General features: G+C 49.8%; 22 protein-coding genes. 5 read left to right on the top strand and 17 right to left on the bottom strand.

Going from position 1 to position 24,874, the window contains the following annotated elements:
- Positions 1-72 precede the first annotated feature (72 nt).
- Positions 73-954 (top strand): twin-arginine translocase subunit TatC, encoded by an 882-nt coding sequence (gene tatC, locus J2Y43_RS08605; protein WP_223406315.1) that lies wholly within the window; start codon positions 73-75, stop codon positions 952-954.
- Between the two features lie 15 nt (positions 955-969).
- Here the strand turns inward: tatC and J2Y43_RS08600 are convergent, their stop codons facing one another.
- The 5 genes from J2Y43_RS08600 to J2Y43_RS08580 form a co-directional block, all read right to left on the bottom strand.
- Complete coding sequence (locus tag J2Y43_RS08600; protein ID WP_309992635.1) at positions 970-2,064, bottom strand: aminotransferase class I/II-fold pyridoxal phosphate-dependent enzyme; 1,095 nt, start codon at positions 2,062-2,064, stop codon at positions 970-972.
- A gap of 8 nt (positions 2,065-2,072) precedes the next feature.
- Positions 2,073-3,095 (bottom strand): dipeptide epimerase, encoded by a 1,023-nt coding sequence (locus J2Y43_RS08595; protein WP_309992637.1) that lies wholly within the window; start codon positions 3,093-3,095, stop codon positions 2,073-2,075.
- Between the two features lie 29 nt (positions 3,096-3,124).
- Positions 3,125-4,000 carry an NAD kinase gene (locus J2Y43_RS08590; protein ID WP_309992639.1) on the bottom strand — a complete coding sequence of 292 codons (876 nt, stop codon included), beginning with the start codon at positions 3,998-4,000 and terminating at the stop codon, positions 3,125-3,127.
- Between the two features lie 102 nt (positions 4,001-4,102).
- On the bottom strand, positions 4,103-4,774 hold the full coding sequence (locus tag J2Y43_RS08585) for a CBS domain-containing protein (protein ID WP_309992640.1): 672 nt from the start codon (positions 4,772-4,774) through the stop codon (positions 4,103-4,105).
- 89 nt (positions 4,775-4,863) lie between these two features.
- Positions 4,864-5,637, bottom strand: a complete 774-nt coding sequence (locus J2Y43_RS08580; protein ID WP_309992641.1) for an alpha/beta hydrolase — start codon at positions 5,635-5,637, stop codon at positions 4,864-4,866.
- Positions 5,638-6,003: 366 nt separating this feature from the next.
- On the opposite strand from J2Y43_RS08580, the gene J2Y43_RS08575 reads away from it, so the two are divergent.
- A complete protein-coding gene (locus J2Y43_RS08575; protein WP_309992643.1) occupies positions 6,004-6,915 on the top strand; it encodes an alpha/beta hydrolase in 912 nt (303 codons plus the stop codon).
- Between the two features lie 12 nt (positions 6,916-6,927).
- On the opposite strand, the gene J2Y43_RS08570 is transcribed toward J2Y43_RS08575, so the two are convergent.
- From J2Y43_RS08570 to glpK, 7 genes are all read right to left on the bottom strand, one after another.
- On the bottom strand, positions 6,928-8,106 hold the full coding sequence (locus J2Y43_RS08570) for an SDR family NAD(P)-dependent oxidoreductase (RefSeq protein ID WP_309992646.1): 1,179 nt from the start codon (positions 8,104-8,106) through the stop codon (positions 6,928-6,930).
- 113 nt (positions 8,107-8,219) lie between these two features.
- Complete coding sequence (locus tag J2Y43_RS08565; RefSeq protein WP_309992648.1) at positions 8,220-9,614, bottom strand: NADH-quinone oxidoreductase subunit N; 1,395 nt, start codon at positions 9,612-9,614, stop codon at positions 8,220-8,222.
- 9 nt (positions 9,615-9,623) lie between these two features.
- Entirely contained in the window at positions 9,624-11,072 is a 1,449-nt protein-coding gene (locus J2Y43_RS08560; RefSeq protein ID WP_309992650.1) for an NADH-quinone oxidoreductase subunit M, read from the bottom strand.
- 54 nt (positions 11,073-11,126) lie between these two features.
- A complete protein-coding gene (gene nuoL / locus J2Y43_RS08555; RefSeq protein WP_309992653.1) occupies positions 11,127-13,046 on the bottom strand; it encodes an NADH-quinone oxidoreductase subunit L in 1,920 nt (639 codons plus the stop codon).
- Positions 13,047-13,099: 53 nt separating this feature from the next.
- Positions 13,100-13,435, bottom strand: a complete 336-nt coding sequence (nuoK, locus tag J2Y43_RS08550) for an NADH-quinone oxidoreductase subunit NuoK (protein WP_374755665.1) — start codon at positions 13,433-13,435, stop codon at positions 13,100-13,102.
- A gap of 120 nt (positions 13,436-13,555) precedes the next feature.
- Entirely contained in the window at positions 13,556-14,365 is an 810-nt protein-coding gene (locus J2Y43_RS08545) for an exonuclease domain-containing protein (RefSeq protein ID WP_309992657.1), read from the bottom strand.
- A gap of 327 nt (positions 14,366-14,692) precedes the next feature.
- Complete coding sequence (gene glpK, locus J2Y43_RS08540; protein WP_309992659.1) at positions 14,693-16,192, bottom strand: glycerol kinase GlpK; 1,500 nt, start codon at positions 16,190-16,192, stop codon at positions 14,693-14,695.
- Positions 16,193-16,357: 165 nt separating this feature from the next.
- Here glpK and pbpC point away from each other — a divergent pair, with 165 nt between their 5' ends.
- The gene (pbpC, locus tag J2Y43_RS08535) at positions 16,358-18,658 is read left to right on the top strand and encodes a penicillin-binding protein 1C (RefSeq protein WP_309992661.1); all 2,301 of its coding nucleotides are present in this window, start codon (positions 16,358-16,360) and stop codon (positions 18,656-18,658) included.
- Between the two features lie 288 nt (positions 18,659-18,946).
- Here the strand turns inward: pbpC and J2Y43_RS08530 are convergent, their stop codons facing one another.
- From J2Y43_RS08530 to J2Y43_RS08510, 5 genes are read right to left on the bottom strand one after another with little or no spacing between them, the layout of a single operon-like run.
- Positions 18,947-19,981: a M28 family peptidase gene (locus J2Y43_RS08530; RefSeq protein WP_309992663.1), complete on the bottom strand. Its 1,035-nt coding sequence runs from the start codon at positions 19,979-19,981 to the stop codon at positions 18,947-18,949.
- Positions 19,965-20,474, bottom strand: a complete 510-nt coding sequence (locus J2Y43_RS08525; protein ID WP_309992666.1) for a DUF192 domain-containing protein — start codon at positions 20,472-20,474, stop codon at positions 19,965-19,967. Before J2Y43_RS08525 ends, J2Y43_RS08530 begins: the two co-directional genes overlap by 17 nt.
- 2 nt (positions 20,475-20,476) lie before the next feature.
- Positions 20,477-21,979: a cysteine--tRNA ligase gene (cysS, locus tag J2Y43_RS08520; protein WP_309992668.1), complete on the bottom strand. Its 1,503-nt coding sequence runs from the start codon at positions 21,977-21,979 to the stop codon at positions 20,477-20,479.
- A gap of 21 nt (positions 21,980-22,000) precedes the next feature.
- On the bottom strand, positions 22,001-22,387 hold the full coding sequence (locus tag J2Y43_RS08515) for a DUF5618 family protein (RefSeq protein ID WP_309992670.1): 387 nt from the start codon (positions 22,385-22,387) through the stop codon (positions 22,001-22,003).
- A gap of 34 nt (positions 22,388-22,421) precedes the next feature.
- Entirely contained in the window at positions 22,422-22,802 is a 381-nt protein-coding gene (locus tag J2Y43_RS08510; RefSeq protein ID WP_309992673.1) for a DUF5618 family protein, read from the bottom strand.
- Positions 22,803-22,993: 191 nt separating this feature from the next.
- Between J2Y43_RS08510 and J2Y43_RS08505 the strand changes: the two genes are divergently transcribed.
- Both J2Y43_RS08505 and J2Y43_RS08500 read left to right on the top strand, forming a co-directional pair.
- On the top strand, positions 22,994-23,911 hold the full coding sequence (locus J2Y43_RS08505) for a PfkB family carbohydrate kinase (RefSeq protein WP_309992676.1): 918 nt from the start codon (positions 22,994-22,996) through the stop codon (positions 23,909-23,911).
- 130 nt (positions 23,912-24,041) lie between these two features.
- Positions 24,042-24,860, top strand: a complete 819-nt coding sequence (locus J2Y43_RS08500; protein WP_309992679.1) for a glycerophosphodiester phosphodiesterase family protein — start codon at positions 24,042-24,044, stop codon at positions 24,858-24,860.
- The last annotated feature ends 14 nt before the right edge of the window (positions 24,861-24,874 follow it).

The following is a 24,874-nucleotide window of genomic DNA, read 5'->3' as shown; positions in this document are numbered from 1 at the left end:
GCTTTTCGTAAACAGGGAGTGATCCTGTTTTTTAGTTTCCACGTAGATTGAGTTCTAGTAATAATTTAAAATATGTCCCTGGATCAGGATTTTGATAACGAAGAAGAGGAAGGAGAAGGCAAAGAGATGTCGTTTCTGTCGCATCTCGAAGAACTAAGATGGCATGTTATCCGCGCCGGTGCTTCGATTCTGGTATTTGCGATCCTCGCTTTCGTATATATTGAAGAGCTTTATCACTACGTTATCATCGCTCCCTCCCGAGCGGATTTCTGGACATACAAGCAGCTGTGTAAGCTCTCCGAAATCGTTGGTTATGAGGATCTGTGTATCAAAGCACTGAATTTCAAATTGCAGGCAATCGGGATGGGCGACCAGTTTACGATGAGTATGACCTCGTCGGTAATCGCCGGGTTGGTATTTGCATTTCCCTACGCATTCTGGGAGCTTTGGAGGTTTATAAAACCAGGATTGAAGCCTTCCGAGCGGAAATCGGCACGTGGAGCGGTGTTCTATGTAACATTCCTGTTTTTTTCCGGTGTGCTTTTCGGTTATTACGTGGTAACGCCACTGGCGATCAACTTCCTGGCTAACTTTACGCTGGACCCTTCGATTATCAACGAATTCAGCATTTCTTCCTACATATCGCTGGTAGCAACGCTTACGTTGGCCTGCGGTGTGGCATTCCAGTTACCGATCGTGGTATTTGTTTTATCTAAAATCGGGGTGCTTACGCCTTCTTTCATGCGTGAATATCGCAAGCATTCGATGATCGTAATCCTGATCGTTGCGGCTGTGATTACTCCGTCGCCGGATATTTATAGCCAGATCCTCGTGGCCATCCCGCTCTTCATGCTTTATGAGATCAGTATCATGGTTTCGGCGAAAGTGGAACGTGAAAAATTGCGGGAAGAGAAACGCCTCGCGAAAATGGGCGGGACAACAACCGAAGATTGATTTCAATAAAAGATATTAAGCAATGAACCGCTTACAGACCTCGGCCAACCGGTCGAGGTCTTCTTTTTGGTGCAAACTGCTGATCGCAATGCGCGTAACGGGCGCATCGGCTGGCGAGGGGTAGGGGAAGCAGGAGGCCATAATGCCGTTTGCGAGCAAGTGATCGAATAATGCGGCGTTGGAAGAGCAGAATACGGGATAACCCGCGATGGATTTGAAAAGCAAGGTGTTTCCGATTTGCTGCCCGAGCCGGAATACATTGTTCAGTAATTGTGCGAGTTGCTGCTCGTAAATACGGTCTTTCAAAAGTGCTTTCAACGCATATGCGTATGCAGGTGCGGGCGGTGACGCGCCGGCGTACCACGGCGATTTGCGGAGTGTGTCGATAGCGCCTTTCGCACCCCAGATTGCGCCTGCGGGAATGCCCAATGCTTTATTTAGGGAAGACACAAAAATCGTCTGGTGTAAAATTGCTTCGGAAAGCTGAGCGGAGATTCCTTTGCCACCAGTGCCGACTACGCCCAATGAATGCGATTCGTCGACAACCAGCCAGACTTCCGAAGGGTTTTTCAATGCATTGAATATAGAAAAGTCGAATGCGCTGACCATTGGTGAGCCCACCGCATCTGAACAGATTACATGGATCGTCCCGGATGGCGTACCGTTGATTTTTTTCACCGTTTGCTCGGCCCATTCCTTCCAGTGCAATTCGGTACGCTGAAATGTATTGCCCCACAATGCCGGATGGACACCTGGTGCGTAATGATAAGTGAAGCGGTTGGAATTGGAATGGCCGTCGGCGATAGGCTCAATCACTTTCATCAGTAATTGCCCTGCCCACATTCCCGATGAAACGATTGCAGCAGCCGGAGCTTGCAGGAAATCAGCTAGTTGTACTTCGGTCTCTTCATAAATGTCCAGCCTCAAACTATTGTTTCTTGAACTTCCATAATGATTTCCGAAAGTTTCCGTAGCTGATTGCAGATGTCTACGAAAGTCTTCGTTGTGTCCCATTCCGAGGTAATCCGTGCCGCTGAACCACAGAAATTCCCTTCCGTCGGTGGTTGTGACGGTCCTGCCGGGAAGTTTACTGGTGTGGTAGGTGTTCACAGCGAAACCTATAAGAATTCTGGTTTCAATGCTGCGCCGGTGCCGTTGCCCCGGGCGTAGATCACCTTGCCAAAGTCAAAGGTCACACCGGTGGCAGGGTCGTTGCGGATGAGCAGGGAGCCGTCCATATCCACGTAGTCCAGCAATGGGAGCAAATGCGCGATTGCCGAAATGCCTACGCTCGTTTCCGTCATGCATCCGACCATCGTTTTCATACCCAACGACCGGGCTTGCGCGATCATCCGGAGCGCGGCCGTCGGCCCGCCGCATTTGGTTAGTTTTATATTAATGCCGTGAAAAAGGCCGTGACATTGCTCGACATCCTCCTCGACAATGCAGCTTTCATCGGCAATGACCGGCAATGCGCTCGCTGCAAAAACCTTTTTCATTCCCTCGATATCGTCAGCAGGGAGCGGCTGCTCGATAAATTCAACGCCCAATACTGCAAGTTGCGGTGCGAGCTCGATCGTTTTCTCCGCTGTCCAGCCGCAATTGGCGTCCACGCGGAACAGGGCGTCGGTATTTTTTCTCAGTTCCTGAACAATGCGGAGATCCTCGTTCGTACCCAGCTTGATCTTGTAAATGGGCCACGGCAATTCTTTCATTTTCTCGACCATTTTTTCGACCGTATCGATACCGATCGTAAAATTGGTCATAGGGATATGATCGGGGGACAAACCCCAGCTTTCGTACAGTTTCTGACCTTTCTTTTGGGCGAAATAATCCTGTGCGGCTTCGTCCAATGCACATTGTGCGAAAGAATTGTCCCTGAGAAGCGGATGTACCATGGTCCAGAGATCTTCGGCGGAGCCATATTTTCCTTTTTCGACAATGTCTTTAACCATATCCAGCGTCGCGATCATATTACCGATCGTAATGCCGTAATAGGGATTGGAAGTAGCTTCGCCGAAACCGGAATGGACGCCGTCGCTGAGCTGGACGATCAGCGTTTGCTGGACATCGCGCGAGTCGTGCGCGATTGTGAAGGTATGTTTGAGTTGAAGGTCAAAAGTGTGGTACGTAAGGCGCATAGGGTGTCAGAAATGAAGATTTATAGGGCCTAGTTTCGCATATCGAGCCCCCACGATAGTTTGCTTCTCAATGTATTCAAAAAACTGTCGTCTTTCATCTTGATCAACCGCGCAATGAACCCGGCCTTGCGCACGAGCAGCTGCGTGTTCTCATCCACAATGCGCGAGCGTGCGTCGAGCGAAACGAGGAAGTTGCTGCTGCGGCTTTTTACTTCAAGGCGGATCACGGCGGTATCTTCCACCACCAAGGGGCGCACGTTCAGGTTGTGCGGGCTGATGGGCGTCACGATGAAGTTTTGCGAATGCGGCACCAGTACGGGGCCGCCACAGCTTAATGAGTAGCCTGTGGAGCCGGTGGGTGTGGAAATGATAAGTCCGTCGGCCCAGTAGGAGTTCAGGAACTCGTCGTTGAGGTAAGTATGCACGGTGATCATCGACGACGTATCGGTTTTGGTGATCGTAAAATCGTTCAAACCGAAGTTGAGGCCGTCGAAAAGATCGATATTCGACTCTACTTCCACCAGCGTCCGCTCATCGATCCGGAACTGGCTGTTTTCGAGCGCGGAAATCATGTCGGTAATGCGCTCGGGTGATACCGTGGCCAGAAAGCCCAGGCGACCTACATTAATACCGATCGCGGGCGTCTGGCGCTTGCCTACGTGCGAAATGGTTTCAAGCAGTGTGCCGTCGCCACCCATGCTTACGATCAGGCGGGGGTCGAAAAGCTCTTCGGGTTTCTCATAAACCAGTTCGGAATAATGCGAAATGCCGGCCTGATCCAGAAATGTCCTGAATGACTTCGAAAGCTGGACCTCAACTTTTCTGCGAGCCAGTTCATCGAACATGTTTTCAATGAACGGCCTTGCGGACTCATTAAAGTTGCGTCCGTGAATGGCGATTTTCATGAAGAAAAAATAAAACTTGTGGTTTCAGCCGAAAGATACACGACAAATGGTGCGATTCAAAAGCCGAATGCACATTTGAGGTGCAGGCATTGGGCACGGGTGCTAGGTGGCCAGATAGCGTAAAAGCATATCGAGGCGCTCCTGGTCGAGGCTTTCGATCGGGTCGTTGGCGTGCGCTTCTTCGATTTCGTACCCGAAGCGTTCCAGCGTAGCGATGATGGGGGTAATATGCGTCCGGTTCAGTTTCAAGGTTAACCGGGCCTCATTGGTTGGGTTATAGACTTCTCCCGACGAATAGTAACTGCTCAGGATTTTGACGCCGTTGGATTCTATCAACCGGCTTATTTCCGAAAGCGAGTAGCTCCTTTCGGCGATTTTAAGGACAATCACGGCGCCTTTTTCCTGTACGCCCAGCTCATTCACGAAATGTTCGACCAGGTCGCTCACAAGAATACTGCCGGCAAATGACCGGTCGTCGTGAAGCACGGGAATGACTAGCAGACCAAACTGGTTTACCAAGCGGAGCAACTCGTAAGGATGCTGGTCTTCGGTCGCGAAGATGTCCTTATGCTGGATAATGACTTTCGAAAGTTGTTCGGAAATGTCCGTAATGTCGAAGAGAATATCCTCCGAGACGATGCCCTGGTAAATGCCTGAATCGGCGATGACCAGTTGTTTTACACCAAACTCATCCATCCAGTCCAAAGCCGTACCCACCGAATCGTTCGGTTTCAGTACGGGGATCATTGGATTTATCAGATTGGCTGCGAGCATGGGTCAGAACGTCATTTTTCGAAGCTATAAAAAAACAATATATAGATCAACTATCGTAACAAAAGAAATTTTCCCGGAATTCCCGGATTTTACACCACCGGGACCGACACATCTTTTTCCAGGAAGCTTTCCAGGATCAGGTTGAATTCGTGCGGATGCTCCATCATCGGGGCATGGCAGCACTTATCGATAAAGTACAATTCGGAGTTGGCGATCAGGCGATTGAACTCGTAACCTACGTGCGGAGGGGTAATGGTATCGTTGAGGCCCCATACGAGCAGGGTAGGAACGGTAATCTGGTGCAAATCCTTGGCGAGGTTGTGCCGCTGAGCGGATTTAGCAATCCCCACGATGCTCATACATTTCGGGATGCTCGAAGTCGTTTCGAATACTTCGTCGACGAGTTCCTTGGTTGCCACTTCCGGATCGTAGAAGGTATAAGCTACGCGCTCCTTGATATAATCATAACTTCCACGTTTCGGGAATGAGCCGCCCATCGAGTTTTCGAACAGGCCTGAGCTGCCGGTCAATACCAGTCGCTGTACGTTTTCCTGGTTTTTCAAGGTGTAAAGCAAGCCGATGTGGCCACCCAGCGAGTTACCGATGGCTGTAACGTTAGTAAGGTTTTTAAACGAAACAAAGTCTTCGAGAAAGGCAAGCAGTGCTTCCAGCCCGGCTTCACGCGGGGGAAGCGAGTAAATCGGAAGCAATGGAATAACGACCCTGTAACGGTCTGAAAAATGATCGATAATACCGTCCCAGTTACTTAATGCACCGAAAAGGCCATGCAAAAGCAGTAATGTTTCGCCCTTTCCCTCGTCGATAAACTGAAACCTGCCCTCTGCATGTACTGTATATTTCATTCTTTTGTGGATTTAAGACGATTTATAACTTATCAAAGAAACTAGTGCATGATTAGGTTACTCTACAAAACTAGTTATTTTTTTGATTGTTCAATGGGACAAAGTAACAAACGGGTTTCGAATTTCTTGTAAATATTATATTAATATTAAAAGAATTAGTCGAATAACACAGAATGGTGCAATTCTGTTCGCTCCATTCCGAAGCTTTTCCGCGCGCGTTGCGCAGGTAAAATTTGTCAATGCATGTCTTAACCCATTGTTTACCGGGCATTAGCCGTAGCGAAGGGTTCTGCTGGGCCGGGCGGTCAACAGTGTAACCGAAATTTAGGTAGAAAATATATTTAATAGGAATTAGAAAAAAATTAAATGATAAAAATATCCAGCCTCCTGGCCGCTGTCGGCCTTGCTCAGCTCCTGACAGTATCGGCGTACGCGCAGACCGAAATGGCACTTTATCCGGATCGTATCCCGAATGCCATTCAAGCGGGAAATCAGGAAACCAGTGAAAAGGGATACATCAAAAATGTATCGAAGCCTACATTAACAGCATTTCTTCCACCGGCGGGTACCGGCAATGGTGCAGCGGTGATTGTCTGCCCCGGCGGCGGTTACGGCGGACTGGTGATCGAGCGGGAGGGTTATCGCGTGGCAAAAGAGCTCAATAAGGCGGGAATCGCGGCATTTGTGCTGAAATACCGGCTACCCAGCGACCGGATTATGAAAGATAAGGCCGTTGGCCCCTTGCAGGACGCCCAGCAAGCCATTAAAACGGTTCGTGAGAAGGCAAAGGAATGGCAGGTCGATCCGGCGAAGATCGGCATTATGGGCTTTTCAGCCGGCGGACACCTTGCGTCTACGGCTGGTACGCATTACGACAGCAGTTTCATTGACAACCCCCAAACGACAAGCCTTCGCCCGGATTTTATGATATTGGTTTATCCGGTGATCAGCTTTGAAGGTAAAATCGGGCATAAGGGCTCGTCGGCCAACCTGCTGGGTGCCTCGCCTTCCGCGGAACGTATTAATTACTTCTCGAACGATTTACAGGTAACCGCCACTACGCCGCCCGCATACCTTACGCACGCAGGCGACGATACAGTGGTGCCGGTCTCGAACAGCATTCGTTTTTATGAAGCATTACTTGCAAAAGGGATTTCCGCTGATATGCACATTTATTCCCAGGGGCTGCACGGCTATCCCCAAACACCGTCTTTCGAAGAGTGGTTTGGCCGTTGTTTGCACTGGATGCGTGTAAGTGGTTTCCTTCCTGCACAATAATTACGCGCCCAACTAACATCGGCCGTCGGTTGCCGGCTGTCGGCGGTCAGGAACAGATTGTCCGCCACGGAGGGTGTCCAAAGCCTCGTAAGGCGAATTGGCGCTAATGTATTCGGGAATGACCATTTTCAACACGCTTACCATTTGCTGAGGTTCGCCGGAGTCGAGCGCTTTTTGCAATCTTTCCAGCGCTGCGCGCATGCACAGGTACGGACGGTCGGGAAAGGGTACCGCGCAGAGCTGTCCGGGTAAGGCCTCATTTTCGCTGGTGTGTAACTCTTCCGTCAGTTTTTCGCCTGCTCGTAATCCTGTAAAAACGATCGGAATGTCTTTGTCCGGTTCCATTCCTGCAAGTCGTATCATGTCCCGTGCGATGTTGGCAATACATACCGGTTTTCCCATGTCGAAGGACAGCACCTCGCTCCCGGTGCTTTGCGCCGCAGCCAGCAGTACCAGCTGACAAGCCTCCGTGACCGTCATCAGGTACCGCTCGGCTTCCGGATGGGTGACGGTAACAGGTCCACCTTCCCGGATCTGCTGGGCGAAACGAATGAGGAATGAGCCATTCGAACCAAGTACATTGCCGAAGCGGGTGATAATGAACTGAGTGCGCGCGGGATGTTCACGGCTGAGATATTGTAGATAAAGTTCTCCAAAATGCTTCGTAGCGCCCATTATGCCGGCAGGCCTGATGGCCTTGTCGGTAGAAATATACACGAATTGGCCGACGCTTCGCGAAACTGCCAAGTCGGCAAGGATAACGGTGCCGAAGACGTTTGTCTTGATGGCTTCATAAGGGTGGCGCTCCATAAACGGCACGTGTTTGTAGGCCGCGGCATGGAAAATGATGTCGATCTTATTTTTCGAGAACAGATCGGCCATACGCCGTGCGTCGGTAATGTTGGCAATCAGGCAGGTAATATGCGTTGCAGGGAATTGTTGTTTCAGCTGATAATCGCGCTCATAAAGCGCGGTTTCGGCCTGGTCAACCAAAATCACTCTTGCTGGTGCACAAGCGCATACCTGTACGGCGAGCTCGCCGCCGATCGTGCCCGAGGCACCCGTGATAAGGATGTTGCGGTGGCGAACCCGCTCAAATGCGTTTTGTAAGTCCGGGATGATGGGTTCGCGGCCCAGGAGATCTTCCGGCCTGAATGTGAATGGGAGATAGGTGTGTCGCTTGGTTTGCATACGGATATCTTTTTAATTACAGATACCCTTGATACGTGTGTTTGGGGAGTTGGTAACAAAAAAATCGCCGTGGGATATACGGCGATTTTCATAAGGTATTATTTGCAGGTTTTTTAAATCAATTTCTCGAAGATCCCCGGCGCCAGACCGAACAGGATCGTCAGGAATGTAGCCAACACCAGGATGATCTGGTAAAATGGCGCCACACGGATCTTAACAGTATCTCCTTCTCTGAAATAGGAAGAAATAATCACCCGGAAATAGTAGTAAATACCGACGGTCGACATCAGAACGGCGATGACGGTGATCCACATTATGCCACGCTCGGCGGCGCTGGTGAAGATGAAGAATTTACCCCAGAACCCGGCTGTAAGCGGGATACCGGCCAATGAAAGCATGGACACTGCCAGCACGAAAGCGAGCAATGGGTTTTGCTTTGCCAGACCATTGAATGCTTCGTAACGTTCGTTAGGCTGTCCTTCGATCGTTTTCTCCTTCGAAACGAGCATCAGCACACCAAATGCAGCGATGGTCGACAAAGAGTAGGCAAGTGAGTAAAAGATAATGGCGTTTTGAGTCGGCTTGCTGAGGGCTGTGAGCGCGATCAGCAGGTAGCCCGCGTGCGAGATACCCGAGTAGGCAAGCATTCTTTTAAAGCTGTTCTGGCTGGTAGCGCCGATGTTACCCACGAGCAATGTCAGTACCGCGATGGCCGCGATCACGATCCACCAGAAGTTGTAGATAGCGAAAGTGTGGTTCAGCAAACGGAAGAGCGCGGCAAATCCGGCGGTTTTCACGATCGTCGACATGAATGTAGTGAAGATCGTGGGTGCGCCTTCGTACACATCCGGCGTCCAGAAATGGAAAGGAGCGGCGGATACTTTGAAAAGCATACCGATCAGCAGCAACAGCAAGCCCGCATAGAAAATGTAGGATTGTGAAGCGGCAGACATATTCGATGTGAAACCCTGGATTGCGACAAGCTGGAAAGATCCGGTTGCGCCGTACAGCAGCGTCATACCGAAAAGCATGAAGCCGGTTGCGAATGCACCCATCAGGAAGTATTTCAATGCTGCTTCGTTCGAGCGCAGGTTACGCTTGTTACTTCCTGTGAGCACGTACATGGCCACGGAAAGGATTTCTACGCCGATGAAAAGCATGATCAGATGGTCGAAGCCGATCATCATGATGGCGCCCACGAGCGAGAACAGCATCAATCCATAATATTCAGCCGGCTCGGCATCCGCATTGTCCTGGAAACCGCCCGAAATAGCGACGATCATGAATGCCGAAATCAGCACGATCCCGTTGAATGCGAGCGTAAGGTTATCGACGCGGAGCATGTCGTAGAAGTACAGGAACGGCCCTTTGCCCCAATCGACGAAGTTGCTTCCCAGCGCGATGGCCAGGAAAAGCAGGGTGGATGGCAGGAGGATGTTCTTGGATTTCGAAAAGCCCAGAAAAAGCGTTACTACTCCAAAAACCGACAACAATATAATGGGATACATATTCTTAACTTAGTTATTGACCAGTTGCAACAGTTGGCTTACAGCAGGCTCTGTTATTTTCAGGAATGTGCTTGGATAAATACCGATCCAGAATACCATCACGATCAGCGGCAGCAATACGGCGCGCTCGCTGGCGGTCAGGTCCTGGAAGCCTTCCACCCACTTCGATTTCGGCCCGAACATGGATTTCTGGAAAAGACGGAGCATGTACACCGAACCGAGAATGATCGTCAGACCAGCTACGGCACCGAGCCAGCCTTTGTATTGGAATACACTTGAAAGCAACAGGAATTCACCCACAAAACCGTTGGTAAGCGGCAATGCAACGCTGCCGAGCAGCAACACCATAAAATACACGCTCAAATGCGGCGTGCTCTGGGTAATGCCTCCGAGCTGGTCGAGGTAGCGGGTTTTGGTTCTTGAATAAATAATGTCGACGATGAAGAACAGGCCGATCACGTTGATACCGTGCGCGAGCATCTGGATCAATGCGCCTTGCAAGCCGTTCAATGAAGACGAGAATACACCGGCGGCCATCAGTCCCACGTGCGCGAAGGACGAGTAGGCAATGAGCGTTTTCATGTCGCTCTGCTGGATTGCGATGATGGAACCGTAGATGATACCGATCACCGAAAGGATCATCGCCAGGAAGCCCCATTGCTCCATGCCCAGCGGCACGATCGGCAGCAGCAGGCGGATCAGACCGTAAACCCCCATTTTAAGCATGATACCCGACAGGAGCATCGTAGCCGCGGTAGGCGACTCGGTGTAGGTGTCAGGTTGCCAGGTATGGAAAGGGAAAAGCGGCATTTTGATGGCAAATGCAATGAAGAATGCCCAGAATACATAGCCTTGTGCTGCGGGGCTCAGTTGCAGTTGGTAGAATGCTGCTATTTCAGAAGTATGCGTGCCTGGTGTCTGGTAATACAGATAAACCAGCGCCACGAACATGAACAAGCTTCCGAAGATCGTGTAGATGAAGAATTTGAATGTAACCTTGATGCGGTTCTCGCCGCCCCAGATCGCCGCCAAGAAGTAAACGGGGATCAATGCAGCTTCGAAGAACAGGTAGAAAAGGAATGCATCGGTAGCTGTAAAAACGCCGATCAGCGCCGCTTCCATGAACAGGATCAGCGAATAGAATGCCGCTGGGTTTTTGTACTCGTTTTTAAATGCCGAAAGGATGATCAGCGGCGTCAGGAACGTGGTAAGCAATACCAACAGCATGCTGATACCGTCGATACCGGCAGCGAAGGAGATGCCTCCGGATGCCAGCCAGGCGTATTTGAACCCAAACTGGGAACCCGCCGCAGGGTCGAATTGCAGCCAGGTGAAAACAGCGACGCCCAATGATGCGAGGCCACCAACCAGCGCGAGCTGCTTCGCCATGCGTTCGCCGGCCAGGAGGGTGATAACGCCTGCCGCTATCGGCAAAAGTATTAAAAGAAGAGTAAGCATATTTTCAAGTCGACGGTCCGAAACTAATAGGAAACGGATTTATGGATGATCGGATCAGAGTAACAGCTTCCAGAATAATATGACAACAATGCCGATCACCATCGCGAACACGTATTCGCCGGTAGAGCCGGTTTGTGTTTTTCTCAACAGTTTGGCACCCAGGCTCACGAGTTTTACGAATGCATCGATAATCAGGTCGATGAAGATCTCGCCGAAGCTGTACAGGATGTTGGACAGTGTTTTAATCGGTTTCACAAATACGGCATCATACAGTTCGTCGACATAGTATTTGTTATAAACCGCACGCTGCAAGCCCGATTTTTCTTCCGAATCCGGTGCTGGTACCGCACCTTTTTGCACATACATCACATATGCCGCGATCGCGGAGATCAATGCTGCGGCTACTGAAATCGCCATCAGCATATATTCTTCTGAATGCGAAAGGGAAGTATGTTCGAATGCGGCGGGGTTCGCTGTTTTGGCCAGATCATACAATGGGCTCATGAACTGCGCCAGCTGGTGCGAGCCGTGCAATGCTTCGGGAACGCCGATGAAACCGCCCACAGCCGAAAGAACGGCGAGGATGATCAACGGAATGGTCATGGAAGCCGGTGATTCGTGCAAATGATGCTCCTGCTCGTGTGTACCGCGGAAGGTCCCGAAAAATGTAAGGAACAACAGGCGGAACATATAGAAGGAAGTCATTACCGAACCCAACACACCGATTACCCACAATGCTTTGTTGTGCTCAAAAACGTGCGCAAGGATTTCATCTTTGGAGAAGAAACCTGCAAATGGCGGGATACCTGAAATCGCGATCGTGGCGATGAGGAAAGTCAGGAATGTAACAGGCAATTTCTTGCGAAGACCACCCATTGAACGGATATCCTGCTCGTCGGACATGGCGTGGATCACGCTACCGGCGCCGAGGAAGAGCAATGCTTTGAAGAATGCGTGGGTGATGACGTGGAACATCGAAGCCGAATAGGCCATCGCACCCAGACCCATGAACATATAACCCAGCTGACTCACCGTAGAGTAGGCCAGTACTTTCTTGATATCGTTTTGCAAAAGGCCGATAGAAGCGGCAAACAATGCGGTCGCACCACCGATAATACCCACGATTTCCAGCGTGGAAGGTGCCAGAGAATAGAGCACGTTGGAGCGGATCACCATGTAAATACCCGCGGTAACCATCGTAGCTGCGTGGATCAGGGCCGAAACCGGGGTAGGACCAGCCATCGCATCAGGCAACCAGGTGTACAATGGAATCTGGGCCGATTTACCCATGGCACCTACAAACAGGAACAATGTAATGGTAATGATCACCGGATCGCCTACCTGGAAGCCGGCAGCAGCTTTGCTGAAAACCTCCGAGTATTCAACAGAACCGAATGTAGCGATGATCGTGAAGATACCCAGCAGGAAGCCAAGGTCACCCACGCGGTTCATAATGAATGCCTTGCGGGCTGCATTGTTATAGTTGGTGTTCTTGTTCCAAAAACCGATAAGCAGGTAAGAACAAAGCCCCACACCTTCCCAGCCGATGAACATGATTACGTAGTTCGAGCCCAGCACCAGTAGGAGCATGAAGAACAAAAACAGGTTCAGGTAAGCGAAGAACTTGCCGAAACCCGAATCGTGGTGCATGTAGCCGATCGAATAAATGTGGATCAGCGAGCCTACGCCGGTGATGATCATCAGCATCAACAACGACAATTGGTCCACCTGGAACGAGAACGGGATGTTGAGGTCACCAACCGTGATCCAATCGAAAAGCGGTACGATGAAAGGCTGGCTGCCCGCTGCTACAAATGCATTGAACGTCATGACCGACAGCACGAAGCTGGCCACAACTGCCAACGTTCCGATAATGCCGACTGCGCCTTTGGGAATATTAGGAAATCCGATTCCGTTGATCAGAAAGCCGGCAAGCGGCAGCAGCGGAATCAGGATGAGTAATGATGCAGACATGTCTATTTTTTAATCTTTAATCTCTTGATTATGTACCGGTTATGCGCAGATAACTACCATTTCAGCTTGTTCAGGAACCCGATGTCTGTATTTCTGGTGTTACGGTAGATCATTACGATAATGGCCAATCCGACGGCCACTTCGGCGGCGGCGACTGCCATAATGAAGAATACGAAAACCTGCGCGGAAGGGTCGGACCGGTAGGAAGAGAATGCGATCAGCAGCAGGTTAGCGGCGTTCAGCATCAATTCAATCGACATAAATATGATAATGGCGTTCCTGCGTGTAAGCACGCCGATAATGCCGATCACAAATAGTAAGGTGCTGAGAATTAGGTAGCTTTGAAGTGGGATATGTTGAATAACCGCTGGTATGTTAACCTCTGGCATCATAGGGTTTGGGATCATAGCAGGTTTACCTAATGGGATATCCGGTTAAAATAGTCAAAAATAGATTTCTGGCAAAAATAGACATAATTACTACTTACTCAAACCTGAGGTAAGATTATGTCAACGTTGGGTTAATCCCCTTAATTTAATCTCTGTCAATTTGCGTTTGGTGTCGAGCGGAAACTCGCCTTTCATCATCCAGTCGAAAAACGACGGTTCGTTTTTCAGGATGTCGGTCACGCGCTTGCCGTTGTGCTTGCCAAAGTTGAAAACTTCCTCGCCTTTGTCGTTGAATACCATCCGGCCTGCGAAATCCACGATTTTAGAGGCGGTGAGTTCGTGCAATGCGGCCACGTCGTTTTTCACCGGCTCGGTCACCTTGCCGTGTGCATCGGTGATCGTAACACCCTGATACTTTTCGATTTGTCCTTGGAGTACTTCGAATGTCGCGATGGTATCCGCCTCGGCGCTATGTGCATTGTCGAGCGTTTTGCCGCAATAGAACTTGTAAGCAGCACCCAGGTTGCGGGGCTCCATCATGTGGTAAATGCGCTGCACATCCACCATCCGGCGGTTTTTGATATCGAAATCCACACCTACGCGCAAGAACTCTTCCACGAGCATCGGAATATCGAAACGGTTGCTGTTGAAACCCGCCAGATCGCATCCTTCGAGGAACGACGCGAGGTTTTTGGCAATGCTTTTAAATGTGGGGGCATCTTTTACATCCTCGTCGTAAATGCCGTGTATGAGGCTGCTTTCCAGCGGGATAGGCATTTCGGGGTTGATCCTCCGCGTGCGGATCTCGGTTTCGCCATTCACCAATGCTTTTACAACGGAAATCTCTACAATGCGGTCGCGGACAATATTTACTCCTGTTGTCTCAAGATCAAAAAAAGCAAGGGGCTTTTTGAGATGGAGGGTATGCATGGGTTACTGAGGTTGATTTGGCACCGCGAAGTTAAGGTGAACGGCGTGATAGCACAAGGAATGGGCTTGTTTATACAAATTATAAAGAAGGGTCATTTGTGGTCAGGAGGTTGTCAGGTGTTGTCATTTGTGGTCAAGAGTGGTCATGTATTGTCATTTGTTGTCAGGTGTAGTCAAGTATTGTTATTTGTAGTCAGGATAGTCAGGAATTGTTGGGGTGATTTTTGAAGAATCTTAGGCAAATTCTCCTCTCGTGACTATAAATGACAATACCTGGCCACTCTTGACTATTAATGACCACACCTGACAATACCGAAACAACTTGCGCTATTCAATCCAGTCGTAAGATTTGGTAACCGCCTTCTTCCAGCCTTTGTAGTAAGCATTGCGCTTTTCTTCGGGCATATCGGGGTTCCAGGTGTGGGCGATGGCCCAGTTTTTCTTCAAATCATCGGTGCTTTTCCAGTAGCCGACGGCCAATCCTGCGGCGTAGGCGGCACCCAAGGCGGTGGTTTCCGCGACGGCTGGTGAAACTACCTGCGTATCGAGAATATCGGATTGGAACTGCATGAGCAGCTGGTTATGCACCATTCCGCCGTCTACGCGGAGGCTGGCAAGTTTGATTCCCGAGTCCTGCTCCATGGCTTTGACTACATCAGCCGTTTGATAAGCAGTGGCTTCGAGTACCGCCCGTGCAATATGTCCCTTATTCACGTAGCGCGTAAGGCCCGCGACCACGCCGCGGGCGTCGTTGCGCCAGTAGGGGGCGTACAGGCCCGAGAATGCGGGCACGAAATAGGCTCCGCCATTATCTTCCACAGTTTGGGCCAGCGGCTCGATATCGCTGCTGTTTTGGATCAGACCGAGGTTGTCGCGGAGCCATTGTACGAGTGCGCCGGTGACAGCCACGCTTCCTTCCAATGCATATTGCACCGGCTGGTCGCCGAATTTGTAGGAAATGGTCGTAAGCAGGCCATTTTCGGAAGTTTTCAGTTCGGTACCGGTGTTCATTACTAGGAAGCAGCCGGTACCATAGGTGTTTTTGGCCATGCCGGGTTCGAAGCAGGTTTGGCCAACCAATGCGGCGTGCTGGTCGCCGAGGTCACCGGCTACGGGAACGCCCGGAAGTACCTCGTGAGTCGTATAACCGTATATTTCACTGCTGCTTTTGATGGCCGGCAGCATGATTTCAGGGATATTGTAAGCGGCGAGCATCGATTTGTCCCATTGCAGCGTGCGCAAATTCATCAATTGCGTGCGGCTTGCATTGGTAACGTCCGTCACGTGAATACCGCCTTGCGTGCCGCCGGTGAGGTGCCAGATCAGGAAGGTATCCATGTTTCCGAATATCGCCTCGCCCTTTTCAGCGTCTTCGCGGATGCCATCGACGTTTTCCAGCAGCCATTTGAGCTTTAAACCACTAAAGTAGGTTGAAACGGGCAGGCCGGTAATGTCGCGGAACTGATTGAGGCCACCTTCTTTTTCGTATTTCGCGACGAGGTCGGTGGTGCGCGTATCCTGCCAAACCAACGCATTGTAATAGGGTTTGCCGGTGCGCTTATTCCAAACGACTGTCGTTTCGCGCTGGTTGGTAATGCCCACAGCCGCAATGTCCGAAGCGTGCGCCGACACGTGAATGCGCGCCAAAGCGATCACTTCCAGAGTGTTTTTCCAGATTTCAGTCGGGTTATGTTCCACCCAGCCCGGTTTCGGGTAAATCTGCTCGTGTTCTTTTTGTCCTACCGAAACGATATTCCCCTGTTGGTTGAAAAGTATGCAGCGTGTGCTGGTAGTACCCTGGTCAATGGCGGCAATGTATTTGGACATAATGGTATTATGATTGATTTTATTTGTAGTAAAGTAAGTAAATAGGGAAAATTAACCGATCAGGACAAATGCACGGGCAATTTTATTGAACGGGAGACGCTAAAACCGTTCGTCGGCGTTGGCTGTATTATATTGCAGCCTAATCGGGTTATCGCACATTCTCCCATGAAAAATAGCAAGGTCGGAAAAGGGTTATTGGCATTGATTGGCCTCGTACTCCTGTTTTTTGTGCTCGACCTGGCCTTTCCCTTCAATCCCGAAATCCATTACGCGACGCAAATAACCGACCAGAAGGGGCGGGTAATCCATGCATTTTTAAGTAAGGAGGACAAATGGCGGCTCTATTCGACCGTAAACGAAATTACTCCGCTGCTGCGAAAAACGCTCATTCATAAGGAGGATCAATATTTTTACTACCACCCGGGCGTGAATCCGTTCGCGGTTGTGCGGGCGGCTGTGAGGAATGTGTTTTCGGGCAGAAGGACTTCCGGCGCCTCGACCATCACTATGCAGGTGGTGCGGCTGATGGACCCTCGCCCACGGACCTATTTGAATAAAGTAATCGAAATGTGGCATGCGTTTCAGCTGGAAATGCATTATTCCAAAGAGGAAATTCTTCAATTTTATGTAAACCTGGTGCCTTATGGCGGTAATATCGAAGGGATCAAGGCCGCTTCGTTGCTCTATTTCGGCAAAGCGCCGCAACTTTTAAGCCTCGCAGAAATTACCGCGCTCACCATCGTGCCCAACCGCCCGTCGGGCTTGCGCCCCGGCACACGTAACGAGGCATTGCGTGAGGCCAGGAACAGCTGGTTGAAACGTTTCGAAGAAGACGGCCTTTTCAACACAAATGTGATCCGCGATGCATTGGACGAGCCATTGAATATCCGCCGGCTCCAAACCCCTCGCCTTGCTCCGCACCTTTCGATACGCCTGCGGCAGCAATATCCCGATGAGCCGGTGATCCGCACGAACCTCAATCTGCAAGCGCAAAGCCAGATCGAGGAGCAGGTTAGGAATTACATCAACCGGCGGCAGCTGATGAATATCCACAATGCGGCCGTGCTCGTGGTGAACAACGAAACGATGGAAGCGGAAGCTTACGTAGGTTCCGCAGATTTCAATAATCCGTTCGATGGGGGGCAGGTGGACGGGGTAAGGGCGGTACGTTCGCCGGGAAGTACTTTGAAACCATTATTATACGCCACAGCTTTCGATGCAGGCATTATCACCCCGAAATCGGTTTTGAACGATGTTCCGGAGAATTTCAGTGGGTATGAACCTGAGAATTTCGACAAGCATTTCAATGGCGCGGTTACCACTGAATTTGCATTGGCTAATTCGCTGAATATTCCGGCGGTGAAGGTTTTGAAAGACATCGGTACTCCGGCATTGATCGCGAAATTGCGGAAAGCGGGTTTCAAAACCGTGGAGAAACAAGCCAAGGACCTGGGACTTTCGATGATATTAGGCGGCTGCGGTGTGACCCTGGAAGAACTCACGAGGCTTTTTGCGGCATTTGCGAATGAAGGAAAGCTGCGGAATCTCCGGTTGAGCGGTGCCGACGTTCCGGATCAAAAAGGAACACCGATATTGTCGGAGGAAGCCACTTTCCTCACGACCGGCATTCTCACGCAGATTACCCGCCCTGATTTGCCCACCAATTTTGACAATACCTATCATTTGCCCCGCATTGCCTGGAAAACCGGTACTTCTTACGGTAAAAGGGATGCATGGAGCATTGGGTATAATCGCCGGTACACGGTAGGGGTGTGGGTAGGAAATTTTTCCGGGGAAGGTGTGCCCGAGCTAAGCGGTGCTAATACGGCCACGCCTTTGCTTTTCTCAATTTTCAATGCGCTGGATTACAACTCGCCGAAGGGCTGGTACAAATCACCGGCCAATATCTCGCTGCGGAATGTGTGCCCGGTGAGTGGCGACATTCCCTCGGATTTCTGCGATCATCAGGTGCCCGATCAATACATCGTCGGCACGTCGACTTATCGTAAATGCCAGCATATGCGCTGGGTTTTTACCGATCCGGCGGGGAAAATGTCGTATTGTACGTATTGCCTTCCTGAAAAGGGTTTTGAGAAAAGAACTTATCCCAATCTGGCGCCGGAGCTGATCGCGTTTTATGAACTTCAAAAACTACCTTATCAAAAAATACCTCCCCATAATCCGCAATGCGAGCGGGTATTCCATGAAGGAGCGCCATTGATCGTGAGCCCGAATGAGGGCAGCGAGTATTATATCCGCAAGGACGAGCCCCAGCAAATCCAGCTCGCTTGCCAGGCTGCGAATGATGTTCAGGAAGTGTATTGGTATGTCAATGACAAGCTATACCAAAAATCGCCGCCGCAGGAAAGTGTCTTTCTAAGCCCGCCGCTGGGACGTGTCAAGATTTCATGCAGCGATGATAAGGGGCGGAATGCGGACGTTTGGATTGTCGTGAAGCGCTTGTAGGTGCGGGTTGATCGTGGTCAGGTGCGGTCAGAAGTAGTCAAGTGTGGTCAGGTGTTGTCAGAAATGGTCAGGAGTAGTTGGGTATAGTCATGAGTAGTCAGGTATTGTCAGGTGTGGTCAGGTATGGACGGGACTTGTCAGGTGTGGTCAGCTACTGAGGATTTAATCAATGACTACCAACGACAATTCCTGACTATCAATGACAAAACCTGACAACTCCTGACTATCAATGACAAAACCTGACAACTCATGACTATACCTGACAACACCTGACAACATTTGACCACGTTAAAGCGGCTGATCCTTCGCTTCCTGGTACAACACCTGGATGAGCGTCTGACCTACCGCTTTCAATGTTTTCGGATCAATGTTTTCCATCGTATCGTGTGCGGTGTGCCACTGGTCGAAGAACGTTTTGCTCATATTGTTCTGGCGCGTGTGGATGATGTCGACCATCGGAATGCGGGCTACTTTGTTGACCGGGACGTGGTCGTCGGTGATTGCTGCGCCGGGCTCATCGATGAAATAGTTGCTGTAACCAAGGCGGCTTGCGGTTGCCCATATTTGCCGTACCGTATCATTCGCTAATTGGACGGAATAGCCCTCCTTGAAGAAAGTTGCCCCTTTTGCCCCTACCATATCAAGCAGTACGCCGAAATAGGCTGTGTAATTCGGATTATGCTTGTTGGCAGCCCAATGCTGCGAGCCCAGGCAGAAGCCGCCGTGTTCCATCCCCGTATCTTCCGAGCCGGATGAGCCCCAGTCTTCGGCATCAAAAAAGATAATGTCGACGCCAATATCCGGTTTGGTAGCCTCTTTGGAAAGTACGCGTGCAATTTCCAGCAACACGCCCACACCGCTCGCACCGTCGTTAGCTGCTAGTACGGGTTTGTTTTTTACCAAAGAATCCTGATCCGAAAACGGCCGCGAATCCCAGTGCGACGCCAGCAGAATGCGTTTGCTTGCCTGCGGATTGAAACTCCCGATGATATTTCGTGCATTCAGCTTGGTACCGTCGTAGGTAGTGGTAGTGAACGGCTGCTCGACCACCGTCCAGCCATATCTTTTCAAAGTAGCTGCTAAATAGTCGCCGCAGGCCCTGTGCTGGGCTGTGTTAGGCACACGCGGACCGAAATTGACCTGTTTTTGTACAAACTGAAAAGCGCTGTCCGCATTGAAATCCGCACTTTTAACCAATGCGACCGGTGCCTGTTCTGCGGTTTGTTCGGAACTGGTGTTGCTGTTGCACCCGTAAATACCGATGACGATCGCTAATGCGATCGGTAAGCGATTAAAAAACAGTTTATTAGAAAGAAATGGCATCTCCTGATTGAATATTGTTTTGCTTGGTAAAACCCGCATTGACCTCCACTACATACTGCACCAGGCCGTAGGGCGGAATAGATTCTTCCGAATACGGTTGGGTATTTTCTGCAATGGAAACGATTTTTTTATCTGGCCCTACATATATAATGTCCAGCGGAATGGATGTGTTTTTCATCCAGAACGAATGTTCGTCGGGCTGTTCAAAAATGAAAAGCATACCCACCGAATCTGGCAGGTAAGAACGAAACATCAGTCCTTTGTTGCGTTCGGCTTCATTTTCGGCGATCTCAACCTCGATTTTTTTGAAAGGCTGGCCCTTTTTCAAGAAAGTCACCTCGCCTTCTTTGTTGAATACCGGGGTTGGAACTGCCGGAGCAGATGTTTCGACCGGCTCACTTTTGTCGGAAAACGAAGCGATGAAATACGCCACGCCGCCCAATAAAAACACCCCCAGTAATATAAACGCAAGAACCGACTGCCGCTTTTTCATGATTATTCCTCGTAAGCCCAGTCGATCCTAGTCTTGGTATCGCGGATCACCAGCCCCTGATTTTTGAAGTAAGAACGGATTTCGTCGACTTTTTCGTAGTTCTGCGAGAGTTTAAATTCGCGGTACAGTTTCAGCATGCCGTCGAGGATCGCGTGCCCTTCGGCAAGCTCTTCTTTCAAACCGAGCACATCTTCGAAGAAAACAACGAATTGCTCCTTCAGCGAAGTAAACACGGCTTCGCCCAATGCAGCCGATTTCAGTTGACCCATATTCAGCATGTTGATGTATTTCAGCATGTTGAAAAGATTCGCGAATGCTACGGCCGTGTTAAGGTCGTCGTTCATGGCATTGTAAAAACCTTCAATCGACTTTTCGATGTCCGCTTTTTTCGCTTCATCCGCATTTACGCCATCCTCATGCGTATACGTGAGCATTTTGGCAATGCGCAGGCCGTTTGCCAGTTTTTTATACCCTTTTTGTGCCGCTTTCAATGCGTCGTTTGAGAAATCGAGCGTGCTGCGGTATTGGCTTTGCAGCATAAAGAACCGTACGGTCATCGGGCTGTAAGCCTGGTCGAGGAGCTCATGGTTACCCGAAAACAGCTCCGACGGCAGGAATGAGTTCCCCAGCGACTTCGACATTTTCTGGCCGTTGACCGTGAGCATGTTGGTATGCATCCAGTACCGGACGGGCTCTTCGTCGGTCAGCGATTTGCCTTGCGCAATTTCGCACTCGTGGTGCGGGAATTTAAGGTCCATCCCGCCGCCGTGAATATCAAACTGTTTACCTAAATATTTGGCACTCATGCACGTACACTCCAAATGCCAGCCGGGAAAGCCTTTGCCCCAGGGTGATTCCCATTGCATAATGTGCTCGGGATTAGCCTTTTTCCACAATGCGAAATCGAGCGGGTTACGCTTTTCGGCTTGTCCGTCGAGCTCGCGGGTTTCGTTCAGCAAATCTTCGATAATGCGTCCTGAAAGCTTGCCGTATTCGTTGCCGCCGGCCTGGTATTTATTGATATCAAAATACACTGAGCCATTGGATTCGTACGCTACCCCTTTGTCGATCAGTGTCTGCACCGCTTCGATCTGCTCGATCAAATGGCCGGTTGCGGTGGGTTCGATACTAGGAGAAAGCAGGTTGAATATGGCGGTAACTTCGTGGAAATCGTTGGTGTACCGCTGCACGATCTCCATCGGCTCGAGTTTTTGCAGCTTCGCCATCTTCCCGATTTTATCCTCACCCGCATCGCCGTCGCCCACAAGGTGGCCTACGTCGGTAATGTTGCGGACGTAACGCACCTTATAACCGATGTGCGTCAGGTAGCGGAACAGGATATCGAATGAAAGAAACGTGCGGATGTTGCCCAAATGCACATTGTTATAGACCGTCGGCCCGCACACATACATGCCGACATAGGGAGGAGCAATGGGAACAAAAACATCCTTTTTACGGGTAAGCGTATTGAATATTTTAAGTGGCTGGAAAGTTTGTGCGGTCATTTATATGTTTTACTTTCTTGATTACTGATTTTTCTTTTCGAGCCGGGTTTCGACCCAGTTGATGATTTTTTCGGCTTTTTTCAGACCTACTGAGGCCGTTTCAGAGCTCTTAATGCCTTGATACCCCATATGAATGTGGAGGATTTCATAAGCTTCGTTAAAATTAGAAAGAAGAGATTTATCGATCCGACTTAACGTGTGTTGGTACCATTCAACGCTTTTTGGTGTCTTTTTACTTTTCTCTCCTAAAAATTCGTTCAGCGCCAACAACACGCCGGTGTATGCTGCGTGCCCTGCAATCTTAACGTACTTTCTGTCCTGATAGAGTCCATCCTGCTTCCTTGCATTGTTGCTGAGAAAATCTTTTGCATTGTCGATATGGCGTCTTGCTTCTGATATTGCTTCCATTGATAGTATGTGATTAGAGTGGTGTTTTACTTGATTATCTCTTTTTCTTTTCAAGCCGGTTCTCTACCCAATGGATAATCCTTTCTGCGTCCTGCAAGCCTATATTGGCCGTTTTAGCATTTGGAGCACCGTCATAGCCCATTCCAATATGCAAAATGTGATATGTATTCAGAAAACTGGACAATACCCGTTTGTCGATAGCGCTCAGTTCTTTCTGGTACCATTCCACACTTTTGCGGGATCCCTTTTCTGGAAGTACGGCGTCAAGGGCTATCAAAACGCCGCTGTAAGCCGTATGCCCTGCGATCTTCACGTATTTTGTGTCCTGGTACACGCCATTTTCCTTTCGGGCATTGTCTCTGAGGAACACCCTCGCATTGTCAATATACCTTTTAGCTTCGTTGATTACTTCCATGATAGTATGTGATTAGAGTGGTGTATTACTTGATTCTGACAAAAATAGCAAATAACCCAAGATTGATTTGTAGGTATAACTGAGAATGAGCAGGCGGCGAGAGGCTATTCGGCCGTTTTGTTTATCTTCGCAGCGTTTTTGCATTTAAAATCCAGTTTGAAACTAACTTAAAATCAATACAGTAATCACTTATGAGTTTACTTACCGTAGGATCTGTTGCATTCGATGCGCTCGAAACCCCGTTTGGAAAAACAGACAAAATTATCGGTGGTGCAGCCACTTACATCACACTAGCTGCTTCCTATTTTACCCAGCAAAATAACCTTGTTGCGGTTGTAGGTGGCGATTTCCCAAAAGAAATGATCGACCTGCTTGAAGAACACGGGGTGGATACCAAAGGTTTGGAGATCGTGCAGGATGGCAAAACATTCTTCTGGTCGGGTAAGTACCACGAGGACATGAACACCCGCGACACGCTGATCACGGAGCTGAATGTAATGGAGCATTTCGACCCCATTATCCCGGATTCCTACCAAGGTACCGAGTTCCTGATGCTGGGTAACACGGTTCCTGCGACCCAAAAACTCGTGATCGAGCGCCTCGCGAAACGTCCTAAGCTGATCATGCTCGATACGATGAACCTGTGGATGAACATCGCGCTGGACGATCTGAAATCCGTCCTCAAACTGGTCGATTTGCTTACGATCAATGACGAAGAGGCCCGGTTGCTTTCAGGAGAATACTCGCTGCGCAAAGCCGCGAAGAAAATTATGGCCATGGGCCCGAAAACGCTGATCATCAAGAAAGGTGAGCACGGTGCTTTGCTGTTCCAGGAGGACCGCATCTTCTTCGCGCCTGCATTGCCGCTGGAAGAAGTGTTCGACCCAACCGGCGCAGGAGACTCGTTTGCGGGTGGTTTCATCGGTTACCTCGCTGCTACCGATGATATTTCTTTTGAAAACATGAAGCGCGCGATCATTTACGGTTCGGCTATGGCTTCTTTCTGCGTAGAGAAATTCGGTACGGAGCGCCTCGTGAATCTTTCGAAAGATGAAATCAATGCCCGCGTTCAGGAATTTGTGAAACTGGCGAGCTTCGAAATACAATAAAAGTTTAAAGTTCCGAGTAAATGAGTCTATGAGTTGAAATGCGTTTCTCCTTGTAGACTCATTTTTTTACCGGCCTGTTAGCCTGTTTGATTCAAAATGCTGTAACCCCGCTGATAACCTGAAATTCAAGATGAAATTGTTTGTACAAAAAATCTGCTCCCTCATTGCGAGCGCTGCGCTCATTACACCCGCGTTCGCGCAGCATCATGCACACCCGGCATTGCCGCATTCCAAACACAAAACCGTTGTGATCGCGCACCGGGGCAACCACGTGAATGCACCCGAGAATACGCTCGCATCCACGCGCGAAGCGATCACCTGCGGCGCCGATTATGTGGAGGTCGATTTAAGAACTACCAAAGATGGCCATCTCGTAGCGATGCACGACGCCAAAGTTGACCGGACGACCAACGGCATGGGCAAAGTTGCCGATATGACCTGGCAGCAAGTAGAAGAATTGCAGGTTTTTAACCGGAACAGAAAGACCCACCGCGTTCCCGAGTTCAAGGAGTTGCTTGCGCTTTGCAAAGGCAAAATCAATATTTACCTCGATTTCAAAGATGCAGACGTGGCCGAAACCTGGAAACAGATTAAAGCTGCGGGAATGGAGCACCAGGTGGTGGTCTATCTGAATAAGGAAGAGCAGTATAAACAATGGAAAGAGGCAGCGCCTGAGGTGCCGCTGATGACCAGCCTCCCGAAAGAAATAACTAATAAAGAACAGCTAGCCTCATTTCTGAGCCAAATGCAAATTCAGGTTGTGGATAATGTTACAAACCCTGAATTGCTGAAAGCTGCGCACGACCACGGAATTTCCGTGTGGCTTGATGTGCAGAGTCCTACCGAAGGCCCGGCCTCGTGGAATGAGGCATTGCATAAGGGCGTGCAGGGCTTGCAAACGGACAAGCCGGCGGAAATGGTATCGTATTTAGCGAAGAACGTTCAGTAATACCAAAGCGAGCC

The organism is Dyadobacter sp. BE31, assembly GCF_031457695.1.
Classification (GTDB): domain Bacteria; phylum Bacteroidota; class Bacteroidia; order Cytophagales; family Spirosomataceae; genus Dyadobacter.
This window is presented reverse-complemented; position numbering and strand designations above follow the sequence as displayed.

Bases quoted from the DNA above. Each gene is read 5' to 3' on its own strand.
- J2Y43_RS08510 (WP_309992673.1), bottom strand. From the start codon at position 22,802: ATGGAAGTAATCAACGAAGCTAAAAGGTATATTGACAATGCGAGGGTG.
- nuoK (WP_374755665.1), bottom strand. From the start codon at position 13,435: ATGCCAGAGGTTAACATACCAGCGGTTATTCAACATATCCCACTTCAA.
- J2Y43_RS08565 (WP_309992648.1), bottom strand. From the start codon at position 9,614: ATGTATCCCATTATATTGTTGTCGGTTTTTGGAGTAGTAACGCTTTTT.
- pbpC (WP_309992661.1), top strand. From the start codon at position 16,358: ATGAAAAATAGCAAGGTCGGAAAAGGGTTATTGGCATTGATTGGCCTC.
- J2Y43_RS08560 (WP_309992650.1), bottom strand. From the start codon at position 11,072: ATGCTTACTCTTCTTTTAATACTTTTGCCGATAGCGGCAGGCGTTATC.
- J2Y43_RS08585 (WP_309992640.1), bottom strand. From the start codon at position 4,774: ATGCTCGCAGCCAATCTGATAAATCCAATGATCCCCGTACTGAAACCG.
- J2Y43_RS08580 (WP_309992641.1), bottom strand. From the start codon at position 5,637: ATGAAATATACAGTACATGCAGAGGGCAGGTTTCAGTTTATCGACGAG.
- J2Y43_RS08525 (WP_309992666.1), bottom strand. From the start codon at position 20,474: ATGAAAAAGCGGCAGTCGGTTCTTGCGTTTATATTACTGGGGGTGTTT.
- J2Y43_RS08595 (WP_309992637.1), bottom strand. From the start codon at position 3,095: ATGCGCCTTACGTACCACACTTTTGACCTTCAACTCAAACATACCTTC.
- J2Y43_RS08545 (WP_309992657.1), bottom strand. From the start codon at position 14,365: ATGCATACCCTCCATCTCAAAAAGCCCCTTGCTTTTTTTGATCTTGAG.
- J2Y43_RS08570 (WP_309992646.1), bottom strand. From the start codon at position 8,106: ATGCAAACCAAGCGACACACCTATCTCCCATTCACATTCAGGCCGGAA.
- J2Y43_RS08505 (WP_309992676.1), top strand. From the start codon at position 22,994: ATGAGTTTACTTACCGTAGGATCTGTTGCATTCGATGCGCTCGAAACC.
- cysS (WP_309992668.1), bottom strand. From the start codon at position 21,979: ATGACCGCACAAACTTTCCAGCCACTTAAAATATTCAATACGCTTACC.
- J2Y43_RS08515 (WP_309992670.1), bottom strand. From the start codon at position 22,387: ATGGAAGCAATATCAGAAGCAAGACGCCATATCGACAATGCAAAAGAT.
- glpK (WP_309992659.1), bottom strand. From the start codon at position 16,192: ATGTCCAAATACATTGCCGCCATTGACCAGGGTACTACCAGCACACGC.
- J2Y43_RS08500 (WP_309992679.1), top strand. From the start codon at position 24,042: ATGAAATTGTTTGTACAAAAAATCTGCTCCCTCATTGCGAGCGCTGCG.
- J2Y43_RS08530 (WP_309992663.1), bottom strand. From the start codon at position 19,981: ATGCCATTTCTTTCTAATAAACTGTTTTTTAATCGCTTACCGATCGCA.
- J2Y43_RS08575 (WP_309992643.1), top strand. From the start codon at position 6,004: ATGATAAAAATATCCAGCCTCCTGGCCGCTGTCGGCCTTGCTCAGCTC.
- J2Y43_RS08590 (WP_309992639.1), bottom strand. From the start codon at position 4,000: ATGAAAATCGCCATTCACGGACGCAACTTTAATGAGTCCGCAAGGCCG.
- nuoL (WP_309992653.1), bottom strand. From the start codon at position 13,046: ATGTCTGCATCATTACTCATCCTGATTCCGCTGCTGCCGCTTGCCGGC.
- tatC (WP_223406315.1), top strand. From the start codon at position 73: ATGTCCCTGGATCAGGATTTTGATAACGAAGAAGAGGAAGGAGAAGGC.